The following is a 19,690-nucleotide window of genomic DNA, read 5'->3' on the forward strand; positions in this document are numbered from 1 at the left end:
CTCGGCCGCGTCGTCCAGCGTGGGGTAGGTGGCGAAGACGCCGTGCAGCCCGATCAGGGCGAGCGTGCGCAAGACGTAGCTCGGCACCGCGGCCAGCGCGATGTCGGCCTGGGCGAGCGCCGCGGCGTTGCGGGCCGCCAGCAGCATCGAGATGCCGCTCGAATCACAGAAGAGCAGCCCGGACAGGTCCACGACTAGCCGCTCGCCCGGTCGCAGGACGAGGTTCTCGATGGCCGCTCGCGCGGCGGGGGCCGCGGTCGCGTCGAGTCCGCCGACGAAACGCAGCACCACGCCGTTCGTGATCGGCCTTGTGCTGGTGGAGAATTCGTCGATCATGGCTACCCACCTCCATGCGCCGGGATGCTCAGCGCGAGCAGTGCGGTGTCGTCGTCCACGCCGTCGCCGAAGCCGGCCAGCAGGCCGGTCACCGCGGCGATCACACCCGGCGCCGTGGTCGGGGCCAGCGGGCCGAGGAAGTCGAGGAGCTCTTCCTCGCTGTGCCGGACCGAGCCGGTGGTGCGCGCCTCGGTCAGCCCGTCGGTGTACAGCAGCAGGGTGTCACCGGCGTCGAGCCGGAATTCTACGGTGGCGAAATGCGCCTCGGCCAGCGCGCCGACCAGTTGCCCGCCGGGCGTGTCGAGAAACCGCGCGCCGCCCGCCGCGCCGAGCAGCACCGCGGGCGGATGACCGCCGCTGGCGAGCGTGACCGCGCAGCCCCCGTCGTCCGGGACCAGTTGCCCGTAGATGACGGTGCAGAACCGCAGATCGCTCCCCCGGTACTCGTGCCGCAGCACGGTGTTCAGAACCGACAGCGCCGCAACGGGATCCGAGCCGGCCGCCGCCGCGGCGCGCAGGGTGTAGCGGGCCAGCGAGGTGACCGTCGCCGCGGACGCGCCCTTGCCCGACACATCGCCGAGGAAGAATCCCCACGCGCCGCCGGTCAGCGGGAACAGATCGTAGAAGTCGCCGCCGACCTCGTCGGCCGACGCGGCGTGGTAGTAGGCAGCGACCTCCAGGCCCGGCACGGCGGGCAGGGTCGGCGGCAGCAGGGAGCGCTGCAACGTCGTGACGAGCTTCAGCACGCGTTCGCGCTCCCGCTCGGCGTCCTGGCGGGCGCGCAGCAGTTCCTGTTCGTAGGCGCGGCGGTCGCGGGCGTCGAAGACCGTGGTGCGGATCAGCTGGGCCGTGCCGTCGGGGCCGGACTTGACCGCCGACGTCACGAGCACGGGCAGCCGGCTGCCGTCGGCGGCCTTCAATTCCAGTGCGAGGCCGCCGATCTCGCCGTGCATGCTCAGCGACGGCGCGATGTGCGTCTCGTGGTAGATCCGCCCGCCGACGCTGAGCAGGTCGGTGAACCGGCGGCGCCCGACCAGCTCGTCGCGGCGGTAGCCGAGCCAATCCAGCAGGGTGGCATTGATTTTGGCGATCGTGCCGTCCATCAGCGTCGAGAGGTAGCCGCACGGGGCGTGCTCGTAGAGATCCTCGGCGCTGTCCTCGAGCAACGCCGAGAAGGCCGGATTCGCTTCGTCGGCGCCGCCGCCCGCGCGGTCGTCGTCGGCCTGCCGGATCACGACCGGCTCGCCGCCGCGAACTCCGTTATCGCCGCGGTGGTGGCCTCGGGCGCGCTCAGCTGCGGGCAGTGCCCGGTCGCGTCCAGCGTCACCAGCGTGCTGCCCGCGATCTGGTCGCGCACGAATGCACCGACCTCGGGCGGGGCGATGGCGTCCTCGCGGCACTGGATGATCAGCGACGGCACGGCGACCCGCGCGAGGTCCGCTCGATTGTCGGACAGGAACGTGGTCTGCGCGAACACGCGGGCGATGGCCGGGTCGGTGCGGCAGAAGCTCTCGGTCAGCTCGGCGCCGAGTTCCGGCCGGTCGGGGTTGCCCATGATCACCGGGCCCATCGCCGCCGACCAGCCGAGGTAGTTGCTGTCCAGCGATTCGAGCAGTTCGTCGATGTCGGCCCGGCTGAAGCCGCCGCGGTAGTCGCCGTCGTCGATGTAGCACGGCGACGGCGTCAGCAGGACGAGCTTGGCGAACCGCTCCGGATCGCGCACCGCGGCCAGCACGGCGATCATCGCCGAGACCGAGTGCCCGACGAGCACGACGTCGCGCAGGTCGAGCTCCGCGCACAGCTCGACCACGTCGGCGGCGTACCCGTCGAGCGTGCCATACCGCTCGGCGGACCAGGCGGTCTTGTCCGACTTGCCCGAGCCGACGTGGTCGAACAGCACCACCCGGAACCGCTCGGCCAGGGCGGGTGCGACCAGACGCCACAGGTTCTGGTCGCACCCGAAACCGTGCGCGAGCACGACGGTGGGGCCGTCGGCTCGGCCGAGCACCACGACGTTGTTCTTGCTGCGCACGTCCATCCGGCCATACTGCCATCTCGTGACCGAGGCTCACGATCAGAGGAGGTCGTTGAGCACTCGGCCCACCAGACTCATGGTCTCCGGGCGGTCGAAGTCGCCGTGCGCGCAGTCCACCTCGAACACCGTGATACGGCCGCCGATGTAGGAGCGCCAGGCCTGTTCGAGCTCGCTCTCGACGTCGGCCCGCCGGTTCCCCGTCACGTCGAGGGTGGCGCCGAAGACGGTCAGGTCGCCGTCGTAGAACGGTGAGGTGTAGCCCTCCCAGAGCCGGCAGTTGTTGACCAGCACCTTCGTCAGCCGCTCCACCAGCTCCTGGATGACCGGGGCCTCGAGCTGGTCGCCGAACCGGTCGACGGCCCAGGCCCGCACGCCCGCCATGGCCTCCTCGTCGGTGATGTCCGCCTCGGCGACCGCGCCCTGCGGCGGCTCGCTGTCGAGGACGCCGACGAAGCCCACTTCGATTCCGCGCCTGGACAATTCGGCGGCCATCGCCTGCGCGACCACGCCGCCGTACGACCAGCCGATCAGGTGGTAGGGCCCCTCGCTCTGGATGGCCCGCATCCGATCGATGTAGTCCGCCACCATCTCGGCCATGGAGCCCGCCGTCGGGCCGCCGTCCAAACCGCGAGATTGGATGGCGTACACCGGCCGATCGGGCAGCTCCCGCCCGAGATGCTGGTAGAACCAGCCGAGGCCGCCGCCCGGCGGCAGACACCACAGCGGCTCGCGCGCACCCGAGGTCTTCAGCATCAGCACCGGGTCGAAGTCCGTGCCGCCGACGCCGCCCTCATCGAGCCGGGCCGCGAGCTCGGCGACGGTCGGCGCGTCGAAGACCACCCGGACCGGGACGTCGACGCCGACCACCGCCCTTATCCGGCTGGTGAGCCGGGTGGCCAGCAGCGAGTGGCCGCCGAGGGCGAAGAAGTCGTCGTCGATGCCGACGCGGTCGAGGCCGAGGATCTCGGCGAACAACCCCGCCAGCGCCCGCTCCCGCTCGGTGCGCGGGCCGCGATACTCGCTGTCGGACAACAACTCCGGGTCGGGCAGCGCGCCGCGATCGATCTTGCCGTTGGCGGTCAGCGGCATGCTGTCCAGCGCGAGCACCGTGGCGGGCACCATGAACTCCGGCAGGTGCTCGCCGGCCCACCGGCGCACGTCGGCGGCGAGCAGGCTGGCCTGCGGGCTGTTGGCGTAGCGCGCCGGTTCGGCCACCGACCCCTCGGTCAGGTACACGCCGGTCAGCGGGCGGTCGCGCGCGGCGTCGAGGAATATCGCGTCCATTTGACCCGCGGTGGTCGACCAGGTGACCGCCGTGGTGTAGCCGAACCGCTCGCCGAGCACGTGCAGGTCCTCGGGCAGCAGGCCCGTGTCGAGGCGCGCGGCGTAGTCGGCGACTATGCCCTCGAAACCGACTGCGGGCGGGACGATCTGGCCCTCGGCGGGCACGGGCTGACCCGCCCGGATCTGGTGCAGGGCCTCGAGCTGACCGGTCAGTCCGGCATGCGGAATCCCGGTGACCCGGAGACCGTCGGGGTGACGGTCGCGCAGCAGCGCGCGCAGCCAAACATGGTCGCGGAACTCGACTCTCGGCGTCTCGGCGACCGACAGCGCCCGCGCCGGGGACTTGCGCAGGACCACGTCGTAGCGGTAGCGCGTCAACTCGTTCACCGCGTATCCACGCTTGAGCTCGACGTCGACGGCGTCGAAGTCGAGGACGCGGGCCAGCGCCGGGAAGTACTCCGGCGCGAGCAGCAGCTCCTGCTCGGCGGCGATGTCCCGCTTGACCCGATCGAGGACCGCCGCGGGGTCCTCACCGCCGTTGCGCGCGATCTGGACCGCGGTGGTGAACTCCGTGAGCAGCGCCAAGTTCCGGATGTCGCCGAGGAACACCGCGCCGCCGGGGGCCAGCAGCCGCAGCACCCGTTCGAGCACCCGGCGCAGGTACTGCTCGCCGGGGAAGTACTGGATGACCGAGTTCAACACCACGGTGTCGAAGTGGTTCTCCGGCAACCCTGCTGTCTGGTCGGCGCTGCGCACGCTCAGCTCCACCCGGCCGGTCCAGTCCTCGTTCAGCTCACCGAGGCGTCGCCGCAGGGTGTCGATGGTGGCGGCGGAAAAGTCTGTCGCCCAGTACTCTTCGCAGTCCGGTGCCACCTGCGACAGCAGCAGGCCGGAGCCGACGCCGATCTCGAGCACGCGCCGCGGGTCGAGTCCGCGAATCCGCTCGACCGTGGCCGACTGCCATATCCGCATCTGATCGAGCGGGATCGCGCCGCCGGTATAGCTGCTGTTCCAGCCGCCGAAGTCCGCGCCGAACGGCACCCCGGACTCGTCCGCCGCGCTATCGGATTCGTCTGTGCCGGAATAGAGTTCGTCGTAGACGCGCAGCCACTGGCCGACCAGTTCGTCCTCGCCGACGGCCGGGCCGGAGCGCTCGGGCACCACGTAGCCGATCAGCTGCTTGCCGCCGGTGTCGGTCTCCCGTGCGACCACCACGGCTTGGGCGACCGAGGGGTGTTGGGTAAGTACGTTCTCCACCTCGCCCGGCTCCACCCGGAAGCCGCGGATCTTGACCTGATCGTCGACGCGGCCGACGAACTCGAGCGTGCCGGCCGGGGTCCACCGCACCACGTCGCCGGTGCGGTACAGCCGGCCGCCCGTCGGGTCGAACGGGTCGGCCACGAACCGCGTCGCGGTCAGTCCGGGCCTGCCGCGGTAGCCCCGCGCCAATTGCGCTCCGGCGACGTACAACTCGCCGGAGACCCCGGCCGGGACCGGCCGCAGGCCCGAGTCCAGGACGAACGCCCGCATGTTCCCCAGCGGGCGTCCGATGGGCACCGCGCCGTCGGTGTCCGCCTCGGCGACGAAAGTCGTCGCGAACACCGTGGTCTCGGTCGGACCGTAGCCGTTGACCACCTCCACGTCGGCGGCCACGGCCCTGACCCGGCGCACCAGTTCCCCGGACAGCTCCGCACCGCCGGCGATCACCTGGGTCACCCCGTCGAACGCGTTGCCTGGCAACGCCTCGGCCCGCTCCAGCAGGACCGACAGCAGCGCCGGCGTCGCGAAAAGCCTTGTCACCGAATGCTTCGCGACCAGCTCGAGCATCTCCGCCGGATCCGAACGCGACTCGCGCGCCAGCACCAGGCCGCCACCCGCGCTCAGTGCCGCCCACATCTCGTAGGTGGAGGCGTCGAAGGCCATGGACGAATGCACGAGCACCCGCTCGGCATCACCGGTCAACCAGCCCTGGGACACGTGGTTCACCACGTTGCGATGCGTGATGCCAACGCCTTTGGGGCGACCGGTCGAGCCGGAGGTGTAGATCACGTATGCCAGGTTCTGCGACCGCACCACCGGGCCGGCCGCACCGTGCACCGCCCCGGCTTCGTCCAGATACAGACGCGGCACGGACGAGTCCGGCAGGGCGTCGGCGGTGTCGCGATCGGTCACGACCACGACCGGCGCGGCGTCGGACAGGATGAACGCCAACCGCTCCGACGGATACGCCGGATCGATGGGCAGGTACGCGCCACCCGCCTTCAGCACCGCGAGCAGGGCCACGATCAGCTCCACCGATCGCGGCAGCGCGACCGCGACGACGCTGTCCGGCACGACGCCAAGGGAATTCAGCGTTCCGGCGAGGCGGCCTGCGCGCGCGTCGAGCTCCCGATACGACACCTCGGTGTCCCCGCAGACCACCGCGACCCGCTCCGGCGTCCGAGCCGCCTGCGCCTCGATCAGCCCGACGAGGGTGCCGTCCGGCGCCAACTCGATCGTCCGGTCGTTCCACCGGCGCAGCACCGTCTCGCGCTCGTCGGCGCCGAGCACGTCGATGGAGCCCACCGCCGCATCGGGTTCGGTCGCGATGGTCCGCACCACGCGCACGAACCGCGCCGCCAGCGCCTCCACCGTCGACCGGTCGAACAGCTCCGTCGCGTACTCGATGAGCCCGTTCCACGGCAGGCCGGCCGGCGTGTCGGCGATATTGAAGAACAGGTCGAAGCGCGAGGCGGCCAGCGACGCGTGGTAGGGCTCGAACCCGACGCCGGGCAGCTCGAGGTTGGCCAGGCTGTTGTTCTGGAACGCCAAGGTCACCTGGAACAGCGCGTGGTGGGCCGCCGAGCGGGTCGGGTTGAGCAGCTCCACCAGCAATTCGAACGGCGCGTCCTGGTTCTCGTACGCGGCCAGGGCCTTCGACCTGACCTGGCCGAGCACCTCGGTGAACGCCGCGCCCGGCGACAGCCGCGTCCGCAGCACCCAGGTGTTGACGAAGAAGCCGACCAGGTCCGCCAGCGCCTCGTCGGTGCGGCCCGCGATCGGCGAGCCGAGCGGAATGTCCTCGCCCGCACCGAGTTTGAACAGCAACACGGCCAGCGCCGACTGCAACACCATCGACACCGTCGCGCCCTCGCGGGCCGCCAGCCGCTCCACCCCGGCGCGCAGTTCCGCGTCGATGTCGAACAGCACCATGTCGCCGCGGTAACTCGCCACCCGGGGGCGCGGGCGATCGGTCGGCAGGCGCAACTGCTCGGGCAAGCCCTCGAGTTCGCCGCGCCAGTACTCGAACTGCCGCGACAGCAGGCTCGCCGGATCGTCGGCCGAGCCGAGCAGATCCTGTTGCCACAGCGTGTAATCCACGTACTGCACCGGCAGCGGCTCCCACTCCGGCGCCCGGTGTCCGAGCCGGGCGGCGTAGGCCACCGACAGGTCCCGCAGCAGCGGCGCCATCGACCAGCCGTCCCCGGCGATGTGGTGAACCACCAGGACCACCACACAGTCCTGTGTGCCCGGACGAATCACCGTGACGCGCAACGGAATCTGGCTGGACAGGTCGAATCCGTAGCGCACGGCCCCGGCCACCGCCGCATCGAGTTCGGCGGGTTCCGCGTCGGTGACGACCACGGGATCCTCGACCGAGGCCGGGTCGAGCACCCGCTGCGCGGGCAGGCCGTCGGCCTCGGCGAAGACGGTGCGCAGGCTCTCGTGCCGGGCGATCACGTCGCCGATCGCCGCGCGCAGGACGGTCACGTCCAGCCCGCGCATGCGCACCGCGAGCGGGATGTTGTAGGTCGCCGACGGCCCCTCCAGCCGGTGGATGAACCACAGCCGCCGCTGCGCGTACGACGCCGGAACCACGTCCGGCCGCGACCGCACCGCCAGCGGGGGACGCAGCTGCACGTCGGCGTCGAGCCGGGTCGCCAGCTGCGCGACCGTCGGCGCGTCGAAGACCGCCCGGATCGGCACCTCGACGCCGAGCACCGCCCTGATCCGGCTGGCCAGCCGGGTCGCCAGCAGCGAGTGGCCGCCGAGCTCGAAGAAGTTGTCGTCCACGCCGATTCGATCGCGGCCGAGCACCTCGCCGAACAGCTCGGCCAGCACCCGCTCGTCGTCGCCGCGCGGCGCGCGGTACCGCGCCGAGGAGGCGAACTCCGGGGCGGGCAGCGCCCGGACGTCGAGCTTCCCGCTCACCGTCAACGGCACCGAGTCGATCACCAGCACCGCCGCGGGCACCATGTACTCCGGCAACCGCTCCGCGGCGTACCGGCGCACCTCGTGCCCGTCCGGCCGGTCGCCGTCGCGCTCGGCCAGCACGTAGCCGATCAGCTGCTTGCCGCCGTCGCCGGTGTCGTGCGCGATCACGATCGCCCGCGAGACCGAAGGATGCTGTGCGAGCGCCCGTTCCACCTCGCCGGGCTCGATGCGGAAGCCGCGGATCTTGACCTGGTCGTCGACCCGGCCGAGGAACTCCAACTGCCCCTCGCGATTCCAGCGCACCACGTCGCCGGTGCGGTACAGCCTGCCGCCGGACGGATCGAACGGGTCGGCCACGAACCGGGCGGCCGTCAACGCCGCGCGGCCGAAATAGCCACGGGCCGTTTGGGCTCCGGCCAGATACAGCTCACCCGCGACCCCGACCGGGACCGGCGTCAACCACGAATCCAGCACGAAGGCCCGCACATTGGTCAGTGGACGACCGATCGGCACCGACCCGTCCGTCCAGCCGGGGTCGGCGACGCTCACCGTCGCGAACACCGTGGACTCGGTGGGTCCGTACCCGTTGACGATCTCGATCTCGGGCGCGACGGCCCACAGCCGCCGCGCCAGCGCGGTGGTCACCTCCGCGCCGCCGACGACCGCCTGGGCCAGGGACCGCAGCGGGCGGCCCGGCGCGGTCTCGGCCCGATCGAGCAGAGCGGGCAGCAGCCCCGGGGTCGAGAACACCCGCGTCACCGACCTGGACTCGATCAACTCCACCATTTCGGCGGGGTCCGAACGCAATTCGCCGGTGAGCACCAGCGTATGGCCGCCGCACAGCGTCGGCCAGATCTCGTAGGTCGAGACGTCGAACGACACCGACGTGTGCATCAACACGCGTTCGCGCGGCCCGGTCGACCACCGCTGGCTCACCAAGTTCGCCACGTTGTGGTGGGTAACGGCAACGCCTTTGGGCACACCGGTCGACCCGGAGGTGTAGATCAGGTACGCGAGATTGTGCGGCCTGACCTCGGCCAGGTGGTCGCGCGCCGCCGCCTCGGTGAGCTCGAGGCTGTCCAGGTGCAGATGCGGAATCGCGGTGTCGGGCAGGAGGTTCGCCGTGGCCCGGCCGGTCAGCACGACGACCGGAGCGGCGTCGGTCAGGATGAACGCCAGCCGTTCCGAGGGGTAGGCCGGATCGATCGGCAGGTACGCGCCGCCCGCCCGCAGGACCGCGACGAACGCCACGATCAGCTCCACCGAGCGCGGGAGCGCGACGGCGACGACGCTGTCGGGTCCGACGCCGCGCGAGATCAGCTCCCCGGCAAGGAGATCCGCTCGATGAGCGAGTTCCCGATACGTCACCTCGGTGTCCCCCTCGAGCAGGGCCACCGCCGCCGGCGTCTCGGCCGCCTGGGCCGTGAACATTCCCACCAGGGTGCGGCCAGGCTCGATCGCGGCGGCCGTGGCGTTCCACCGGTGCAGGACCAGCTCCCGCTCGTCCGAGCCGAGGAGATCGATCGAGCGCACCGGGGCGTCCGGGTCGGTAGCCACCTGCCGCAGGATCCGGGCCAGCCGCTCGGCCATCGCCTCGACGCTCGGCCGGTCGAAAGTATCGGGGCGGTACTCGAATTGCAGCGTGAGGGTCGGGGCGGTGTTCGCGATGACCGTCAGCGGGTAGTGCGTCGGCGCGTTCGGGCGCGAGTCGCTGATCGCCAGGCCGCCGGTGTCGGCGACGGCCCCGATGCCGGCGTGGTCCACCGGATACGACTCGAACGCGATGAGGGTGTCGAAGAGGGTCTGCACGCCGACGGCCCGATGGATCTCGCTCAGGCCGACGTGGTGGTAATCGAGCAGGGTCGTCTGCCGGGCCTGCAGGTCGGTCAGCAGGTCGGTCAGCGTGTCGGCCGGGCCGAAGCGCACCCGGACGGGCACGGTGTTGATGAACAGACCGACCATCGAGTTCACGCCCGCGATCTCCGGCGGGCGGCCCGACACGGTCGCGCCGGTGACCACGTCGTGGCTGCCCGTCGCCGCCGCGAGCAGAATCCCCCAGCCGCCCTGCACGACGGTGCTCAGGGTGACCCCGAGCTCCGTCGAGCGCCGGGTCAGCGCGGTGACCGTGTCCGGCGACAGCGGCACCTCGACGCGCATCACCTCGGGCAGCCTCGCGGCCTCGGTGGCGCGCGCGCCGTCGGCGAGCAGCGTCGGCTCGTGCACGCCGTCGAGTTCTCGACGCCACGCCCGTACGCCAGCGCCGGAGTCCTGCTCCCCCAACCACTTCAGGAAGTGCTTGTACTCGGCGGCCGGCGCGGGCGCGCCGGATCCGCCGTACGCACCGAGCAGATCCACGATCAGCAGCGGCAACGACCACCCGTCCAGCAGGACGTGATGCGCCGTGAGCACCAGCTCGGAGCGGTTCGGACCCGTCCGCACCACCATCAACCGGATGAGCGGCGGCACCGCCATATCGAAGTGCGCGTCCCGGTCCTCGGCGAGCAGCCGCTCGAGCGCCGCTTCTCGTTCGTCCGCCGGAAGCTCACGCAGATCCGCTACGCGCCAGGGCAATTCCACCTCGTCGAGCACGACCTGCACCGTGTCGCCGCGGCGATCGGTGACGAACGCGACGCGCAGGTTCTCGTACCGATCCAGCAGTCCCTGCCCGGCCGACCGCATGCGCTCGACGTCCACCTCGCCGACCAGCCCGAGCACGAGCTGCATGTGGTACGCGTCGAAGCCCGAGCCGGCCAGTTCCTGATGGAACAGCAGCCCCGACTGCATCGGCGTCAGCGGCCACACATCCGTGAGCCCCGGATACCGCTGCTCCAGCGTGTCGAGATCGCTTTGATCCAGGTCCGCCAGCACGTCCGACGGGGTCAGGCCGCCGCCGCCCGCCGCGACGTGCGCGACGAGCCCGTCGACCGCCTCGTGCCACAGCTCGGCCAGCTCCTGGAGTTCGGCTTCGGCCATAATCGCTGTGGGCGAGGCGAAGACGGCTTGCAGCACCGGTCCCTCGCCGGTGTCGAGGACGATCGCGTTGACATCGAGGGCGGCCATCGCGGGCGTCGACCCCAGCGCCGGATCCATCGGCGTGGTCAGCTGTTCCGCGTCGACCGAGGGCGTCCACCCCGCGCCGCGCAGCCGCTGCGGGAGCAGGTCGGTCGAGGTGAACCGGCCGAGGTAGTTGAAGCCGATCTGCCCGGCCGAATACCCTTGCAGCACTGGGGCCGTCTCGGGATTGAGGTAGCGCAGCAGCCCGTAGCCCATGCCCTTGTCCGGCACCGCCCGCAGCTGCTCCTTCACCGTCTTGACCAGCGCGCCGACGGCCGGCCCGCCGGCGCGCAGCTCGGCCCGGTCCGCGCCGGACGCGCGCACCCGCACCGGGAACATGCTGGTGAACCAGCCGACCGTCGTCGAAAGGTCGGCGCCGGGCACGGTGTCCTCCTCGCGGCCGTGCCCCTCCAGCCGGATCAGCACCGACTCCTCGCGCACGCCCCGGCGCTCGCGCCAGCGGCGCACGGCCGTCGCCAAGGCGGCCAGCAGCCCGTCCTCGACCCCGCCGTGGAAGGCCGCGGGCAGCGTGGTGAGCAGTGTCTCGGTGTCGGGCACCGGAATACGGACGAGGGCGTGGCCTACGCCGGCCGCGACGTCGACCGCCGAGTCCAGCGGCCTGCTGCCGAGCAGCGGATCGGGTCCGTCGAGAACCGAACGCCACCAGGCCAACTCCGCCACCCGTTGCGGGCGGGCCGCCTGCTCGACCAGTCCGTGCGCCCACCGGCGCAGCGAGGTTCCCGTCCGCGGCAGCACCGGCGTCCGTCCGGCGGACACCTCCTGCCAGGCGGTCGCCAAGTCCGGCAACAGGATTCGCCACGAGACGCCGTCCACGGCCAGATGATGCGCCACCACGGCCAGTCGACCGGCCTCGTCCGGCCCGGCGTCGAACCACACGAACTGCGCCATGATGCCCGCGCCGGGCGCCAACCGCCCCACCGCGTTCGCCATCTCCGACATCACCACGCCGGCCGCATCCGCGTTCTGCGCCAACGACACCCGGGTCACCAGCTGATCCACGTCCACCGAACCCGCGGGCGCCACGTCTAGCCCGGCCCCGCGCTCGTCGTCGACGAGCCGCGACCGCAGCACGTCGTGCCGGTCGAGCGCCGCCGACAATGTCGCCACCAGGCCCGCCCGGTCGATGCCGACCGGGAGGTCGAGCACCATCGCCTGCGTGAAACTGTCGAAGCCGCCGCCCAATTCGCGCACGAAGCGCGCCACCGGCAGCAACGGCATCCAGCCGGTCCCGCCGCCGGGCAGCTCCGCGAGCACCGGCGCGGCCACCTCGCGCCCGCTCGCCGCCGCGGCCAGCGCCGCGGCTGTCCGGTGCTCGAACACCTCGCGCGGGCTGATCTCCACGCCCAGCTCACGCGCCCGCGACACCACCTGGATGGACCGGATGCTGTCGCCGCCCAGCTCGAAGAAGCTGTCGTCCACGCCGACTCGATCCAGTCCGAGCACCTCGGCGAAGACCGAGACCAGCACGCCCTCGGCCGCCGAGACCGGCGCGCGGTACCGCCGCGTCGAGCCGACCTCCGGATCGGGCAGGGCCTTGCGGTCCAGTTTGCCGTTGGCGGTCAACGGCATCGCGTCGATCACCATGACGACCGTCGGCACCATGAAGTCGGGCAGTCGCTCGGCCGTGAACTCGTGGACCTGTCCGCCGTCGGCCTGCTCGGCCACCACGTAGCCGATCAGCTGCTTGCCGCCGGTCCCGGTGTCGCGGGTGACGACCACCGCCTGGGAGACCGAGGGGTGTTGCGCCAGTATGGTTTCGATCTCGCCGGGCTCGACGCGGAAGCCGCGGATCTTGACCTGATCATCGACGCGCCCGACGAACTCCAGCGCGCCCTCAGGGGTCCAGCGCACCACGTCGCCGGTGCGATACAACCGCCCGCCCGCCGGATCGTTCGGGTCGGCGACGAACCGTGACGCCGACAGGCCCGGCCTGCCCTGATAGCCGCGCGCCAACTGCGCACCGGCCACGTACAACTCACCGGCTACGCCGATCGGGACCGGTCGCAGCCACGAATCCAGCACGTACGTCCGCATATTCGCCAGGGGCCGCCCGATCGGCACCGAGCCCGCCGCGTCCGCGTCCGCGGGGAAGGTCGTGGCGAACACCGTGGTCTCGGTCGGACCGTAGCCGTTCGTCACCTCGACGTCCGCGGCCGTGGCCCGCACCCGCCGCACCAGCGCCGAGGACAGCTCCGCGCCGCCGGCGATCACCTGCGCGACGCCCTCGAACGGATTGCCCGGCAATGTTTCCGCGTAGTCGAGCAGCACGGCCAGCAGCGCCGGGGTGGCGAAAAGCCTTGTCACCGAGTGGTTCGCGACCAGTTCGAGCATTTCGCGCGGGTCCGAACGCAATTCACCCGCCAGCACCAGTCCGCCGCCCGCGCACAGGGCCGCCCACATCTCATAGGTCGAGGCGTCGAAGGCCATCGACGAGTGCACGAGCACGCGCTCGGCGGGGCCGGTCAACCAGCCCTGCGACACATGGTTCACCACGTTGCGATGGGTGACGCCAACGCCTTTCGGCACCCCGGTCGAGCCGGACGTGTAGATCACGTATGCCAAATTCCGCGGCCTCGGCGAGACGCCGGAGAGTTCCGCTCCCGCATCGTGTTCGAGCGCGTCCAGATACAGCGGTGCCGCGGTGTCGGGCAGGATGCTCGCGGTGGCGCGGTCCGTCACCACGACGACCGGCGCGGCGTCGGACAGGATGAAGGCCAGGCGATCCGACGGATACGCCGGGTCGATCGGCAGATACGCGCCGCCCGCCTTCCACACCGCGAGCAAGCCCACGATCAACTCCGTCGAGCGCGGCAGCGCGACCGCGACGATGCTGTCCGAGCCCACGCCACGCGACGCCAGTACCCGCGCCAACCGAGTGGCGCGGTCGTCGAGCTCGCGATACGACACCGCCCTGTCCCGGAAAACCAGGGCGGTCGCGTCCGGCGTTCGGGCGACCTGCGCCTCGAACAGACCGACGGCGGTGGTGTCGGCGACCTCGCGCGCGGTGTCGTTCCACTTGCGCAGCACCATTTCTCGTTCGTCGGTGCCGAGCAGGTCGACCGCGGCCACCGGTGCCGCCGGGTCGGCCACGATCTGCCGCAGAATGCGCCCGAGCCGCCCGGCCATCGCCTCGATGTCGGCCCGACCGATGTCGTCGGTGCGGTACTCGAGGTACAGCGTCAACGTCGGCTCGGTGCCCGCGATGACCGTCAGCGGGTAGTGCGTGGCGGCATTCGGGCGCAGCTCGGTGATCTCGAGGCTGCTCGCCCCGGTGACCGCCGCGATCCCCGCGCGGTCCACGGGGTAGGACTCGAACGCGATCAGCGTGTCGAAGAGCACGGAAACGCCTACGGCCTGGTGGATCTCGCTCAGGCCGACATGGTGGTGGTCGAGCAGCGCCGTCTGCCGCGCCTGGAGATCGGTGAGCAGTTCGGCCAGGGTGTCCTGCGGGCCGAAGCGCACCCGCACGGGCACGGTATTGATGAACAAGCCGATCATCGCGTCCACCCCGGGTATCGCGGGCGGGCGGCCCGACACGGTGGCGCCGACGGTCACGTCGTGGCGTCCGGTCGCCGCGCCGAGCACGAGGCCCCAGGCGGCCTGCACGACCGTGTTCACCGTGACGCCGAGTTCGCCGGCCCGCTTGGTGACGGCCGCACCGATCTCGGCGACCAGGGGTACCTCGAACCGCTCGACCTCGGCGGCGGCGTCGGTGCCGCGCACGCTGCTCGCGAGCAGGGTGGGTTCGGTGACGCCGTCGAGCTCGCGTCGCCACGCCCGCACGCCCGCCTCGACATCCTGCTCCCCCAACCACTTCAGGAACTCGCGGTAGTTCGGCGGCTGCGCCACCGGCGCGCCGGAGCCGTAGCGGCCGAGCAGCTCCCGGATCAGCAGCGGCAGCGACCAGCCGTCGGTCAGCACGTGATGGGTGGTGAGCACCAGCTCCGAGCGCTCATCGGTGAGCAACACCAGCGTCAGGCGCAGCAGCGGCGGGGCCGCCATATCGAAGTGCGCGTGCTGGTCCTCGGCGAGCAGCCGCTGCGCCGCCGCGTCCCGATCACCCTGGTCGAGATGGCGCAGATCCACTACCCGCCAAGGCAATTCGACCCCGGAGACGACCACCTGAACCGGTTGGCCGTGCGGTCCGGGCGTGAACGCCACCCGAAGATTCGGATATTGATCCAGCAGGCCCTGTCCCGCGGCCCGCATCCGCTCGGGTTCCATCTGTCCGGCGAGCCCGAATACCACCTGCATGTGGTACGCGTCCAGGCCCGGACCCGCGAGCGCCTGATGGAACAGCAGGCCCGCCTGCATCGGCGTCAGCGGCCAGACATCGACCAGCCCCGGATACCGCGCCGCCAGACCGTCGATGTCGTTCTGCCCCAACCGAACCAGCGGCAGATCCGACGGCGTCAGGCCGCCCGCGTCCGGAGTCGCGGCGTGCCGGGCCAGGCCGATCAGCGCGTCGCGCCACAGTTCGGCGAGGCTCGCCGTCTCGGACTTCGTCAGCACGCCCGTCGGCGCGGCCAGGACCGCTTGCAGCACAGGGCCTTCGCCGGCGTCGACCACCATCGCGGTGACGTCCAGCACGGCCAGCGCGGGCATCGCCGGATCGGGGGTCGCGGCGCTTCCCGCGTCACCGGCCGGCGTCCAGCCGGCGCCGCGCCACCGCTGCGGCAGCAGATCCGCGGCGGTGAGCCTGCCGAGGTAGTTGAACCCGATCTGGCCGGGCGAGAACTGTTGCAGCTCGAGGGCGGTATCGGGGTTGAGGTAGCGCAGGAGCCCGTACCCCATGCCCTTGTCCGGCACCGCGCGCAGCTGCTCCTTGACCGACTTGACCACTGCGCCCGCGGCGGAACCACCCGCGCACAGCTGATCCCACTCGGCCCGCGCGGCTACCCGCACCGGGTACATGCTGGTGAACCAGCCGACGGTGCTCGACAGATCGGCGCCGGGAACGGTGTTCTCCTCGCGGCCGTGCCCCTCCATGCGGATCACCACGGATTCCGCACGGGCAGAGTCGGTTCCGTTCTCGGCTCCGGTGTCGCGCCAGCGGGTGACCGCCGCCGCCAAGGCCGCCAGCAGCCCGTCCTCGACCCCGCCGTGGAACGCCGCGGGCAGCGTCGTCAACAGCGCCTCGCTGTCGGCCACCGGGAGTTGAATGCTCACCTGTTCGACGGTGGCCATCACGTCGACCGCCGGATCCAGCGGCCGGCGACCCAGCATGGGCTCGGGCTCGTCCAGAACCGAACGCCACCAAGGCAATTGATCGACAACGCGGGGCATGGCAGCCTGCTCGACCAGGCCGTGCGCCCAGCGGCGCATCGAGGTCCCCGCCGCGGGCAGCACCGGCGTCAGGCCCGCCGCCGCGTCGCGCCACGCGGAAGTCAAGTCCGGCAGCAGGATTCGCCACGAGACGGCGTCGATCACCAGGTGGTGGGCGACGATCGAGAGTCGGCCCGCCTCGGCCGGGCCGGCGTCGAACCACACGAACTGGATCATCACCCCCGCCGCCGGGGCCAATCGCCGCGCCGCCGCGCGGACCTCTGTGGCTATCGTCGAGGCCCGCTCGTCCCAATCCCGTTCGGCGGCGGGCATTTCGACGCGTCGCAGCAGGCGATCCACGTCCACCGCATCGGCCGGGGCCACCTCGAGTCCGGCGCCCCGCTCGTCATCGACCAAGCGGGACCGCAGCACTTCGTGTCGCTCGAGGACGGCGGTCAAGGTCGCCGCCAGGCCCGCTCGATCGATGCCGACCGGCAGCTCCAGCAGCATCGACTGCGCGAAGCTGTCGAATCCCGCGCCGAGCTCGCGCACGAACCGAGCGGCGGGCAGCAGCGGCAGCCATCCGACTGCGCCGCCGGGCAACTCCGCCAGAATCGGTGTGGCGGCCTCGCGCCCGGCCGCCACTGCGGCCAGCGACGCGGCGGTCTGATGCTCGAACACCTCGCGCGGACTGATCTCGATCCCGAGCTCGCGCGCCCGCGAGACCACCTGGATCGAGCGGATGCTGTCGCCGCCCAGCTCGAAGAAGCCGTCGTCGACGCCCACCCGGTCCAGCCCGAGCAGCTCGGCGAACACCGTGGTGAGGATCCGCTCCTGGTCGGTGCGCGGCGCGCGATACCGGGCCGCGGAGGTGATCTCCGGCTCCGGCAGCCGGGCCGGGTCGACCTTTCCGTTGGCCGTGAGCGGCACGGAGTCGAGCACGACGACCGCGGCGGGCACCATGAAGTCGGGCAGCCGCTCGGCCGCGAACGCGCGCACCTGCGCGCCGTCGAGTTCCGCGCCGCCCGGCACGGAATGGTCGGCGACCACGTAACCGATGAGCTGTTTGCCGCTATCGGTATCGCGCGCGAGCACGACCGCCCGCGAGACCGAGGGATGTTGCGCCAGCAGGTTTTCGATCTCGCCGGGTTCGACGCGGAAGCCGCGGATCTTGACCTGATCGTCGGCCCGGCCGACGAACGCCAACTGCCCCTCGCGATTCCAGCGCACCACGTCGCCGGTGCGATACAGCCTGCCGCCGGACGGATCGAACGGGTCGGCCACGAATCGTGCCGCGGTGAGCCCCGCCCGTCCACGGTAGCCGCGACCGAGTTGCGCACCGGCGACATACAATTCGCCGGGGACGCCGACCGGAACCGGCAGCAGCCGCGAATCCAGCACGTACAAGCGCACATTCCCCAGCGGATGCCCGATCGGGACGGGGGTGGCGTCGGACGCGACGTGGTATACGGTGACGCAGGCCGTGGTTTCGGTCGGCCCGTACCCGTTCAGGAACAGGACACCGGCGCACTTCGTCCGCGTCTTGCGGACGAGATCCGCCGTCAGTTCCGCGCCGCCGACGATGACCGCCCGCATACTGCGAAGTGGGTTGTCCGGCAGGGAGTCGGCGTGATCGATCAGGGCCGACAGCATCGGCGGCGTCGAGAACATCCTCGTCACCGACTCCGCGGCCACCGACTCGGCGATCTCCATTAGATCGGAGCGGGCCTCGCGCGTCACCACCACGGCCGCGCCCGCGGCCAGCGTCGGCCAGATCTCATAGGTGGATCCGTCGAACGCGATCGAGGAGTGCGCCAGGACCCTGTCGTCGGCCTTGAGCGGCCACGCCTGTGAGGTCAGGCTCGCGAGGTTACGGTGCGTGATGCCAACGCCTTTCGGCACACCGGTGGAGCCGGAGGTGTAGATCACGTACGCCAGATTGTCCGGACCGACCCGGACGGCCCGAGCGGGCGCGCGACCCTCCGCCGTCGCTTCGTCGAGGAACAGGTGTGGCGCCGGGGTCCGCGGCAAGACGTCCGCGGTGGCGGCGTCGGTCACGACGACGGCAGGCGCGGCGTCGGAGAGGATGAACGCCAAGCGATCCGACGGATACGCCGGATCGATCGGCAGGTACGCCCCGCCCGCCCGCAGCACGCCGAGCAGCGCCACGACGAGGTCGGCGGATCTCGGCAGGGCGACGGCGACCACGCTGTCCGGGCCAACGCCGCGCGAGATCAGCGCCCCCGCAAGGCGATCGGCCCGCGCGCCGAGCTCCCGATACGAGATCGCCTCGTCGCCGCAGACGAGCGCCGTGGCGTCCGGGCGCGCGGCGATCCGCGCGTCGATCGAGTCGACGATGGTGGCCTCGGGCACCACGAACGCGGTGTCGTTCCACCGGCGCAGCACCGTCTCGCGCTCGTCGGCGTCGAGCACCTCGACGGATCCGACCGCGGTACCGGGGTCCTGCGCCACCTGCCGCAGAATCCGCACCAGCCGCGCGACCATGGCCTCGACCGTGGACCGGTCGAACAGGTCGGTCGCGTACTCGACCAGGCCCTGCCACGGCCGGCCCGCCGGCGCGTCGGCGATATTGAAGAACAGATCGAACCGCGCGGTCGCGATGGAGGCCCCGTAGGGCTCGAAACGAACGCCCGGCAGTTCCAAGGCCGGCGCGGTGTTGTTCTGGAATGCCAGCGACACTTGGAACAGCGGGTGATGCGCCGCCGAGCGAGCCGGATTCAGCAGCTCCACCAGCAATTCGAACGGGATGTCCTGATTCTCGTACCCCGCCAACGCCTTTGACCGCACCTGTCCGACGAGGTCGGTGAACGGCGTCTCCGCGGCCACCCGCGTCCGCAGCACCCAGCTGTTGACGAAGAATCCGACCAGATCGGTCAGGGCGTCGTCGGTGCGGCCCGCGATCGGCGAGCCGATCGGAATGTCCTCGCCCGCACCGAGTTTGAACAGCAGCACGGCCAGCGCCGACTGCAACACCATCGACACGGTCGCGCCCGTGCGGGCGGCCACCCGCTCGACCTCGGCGCGCAGCAGCGGATCGATGTCGAAGGCAACCACGTCGCCGCGGTAGCTGGCCACCCGGGGCCGCGGCCGGTCGGTCGGCAGCCGCAGCTGCTCCGGCAGCTCGGCGAGCTCGGCCCGCCAGTACTCGAACTGCTCCGACAGCACGCTGTCCGGGTCCGCCGCGGACCCGAGCAATTCCTGTTGCCACAGCGTGTAATCCACGTACTGCACCGGCAACGGCTCCCAGCCGGGCGCCCGGCCGTCCAGGCGCGCGGCATAGGCCACCGACAGATCGCGCAGCAGCGGGGCCATGGACCAGCCGTCGCCCGCGATGTGATGGATCAGCAAGACGAGCACGCAGTCGTCGGCCCCGCACCGGAACACACTGGCGCGCACGGGAATCTCGGCGGACAGGTCGAAGCCGTAGCGCACCGCCGTGTCCACCTCGGCCGCCAGTTCGTCGGGCGTCGTGTCGGTGAC

General features: G+C 71.4%; 4 protein-coding genes. All 4 read right to left on the reverse strand.

Features of this window, described 5'->3' with window-relative positions:
- Positions 1-336 (reverse strand): anti-sigma factor antagonist (locus ON39_RS28705; protein WP_040739071.1); only part of this gene is annotated, 336 nt, incomplete at its 3' end.
- Between the two features lie 2 nt (positions 337-338).
- Positions 339-1,568 (reverse strand): PP2C family protein-serine/threonine phosphatase, encoded by a 1,230-nt coding sequence (locus ON39_RS28710; protein WP_373283751.1) that lies wholly within the window; start codon positions 1,566-1,568, stop codon positions 339-341.
- Positions 1,568-2,374: an alpha/beta fold hydrolase gene (locus ON39_RS28715; protein ID WP_040739073.1), complete on the reverse strand. Its 807-nt coding sequence runs from the start codon at positions 2,372-2,374 to the stop codon at positions 1,568-1,570. The genes ON39_RS28710 and ON39_RS28715 overlap by 1 nt, the downstream gene beginning before the upstream one ends.
- A 36-nt stretch (positions 2,375-2,410) precedes the next feature.
- The gene (locus ON39_RS28720; protein WP_255219306.1) at positions 2,411-19,654 is read right to left on the reverse strand and encodes a non-ribosomal peptide synthetase; all 17,244 of its coding nucleotides are present in this window, start codon (positions 19,652-19,654) and stop codon (positions 2,411-2,413) included.
- Between the last annotated feature and the right edge of the window lie 36 nt (positions 19,655-19,690).

Source organism: Nocardia tenerifensis NBRC 101015, assembly GCF_000308715.1.
In the GTDB taxonomy this organism is placed as follows: Bacteria; Actinomycetota; Actinomycetes; order Mycobacteriales; family Mycobacteriaceae; genus Nocardia; species Nocardia tenerifensis.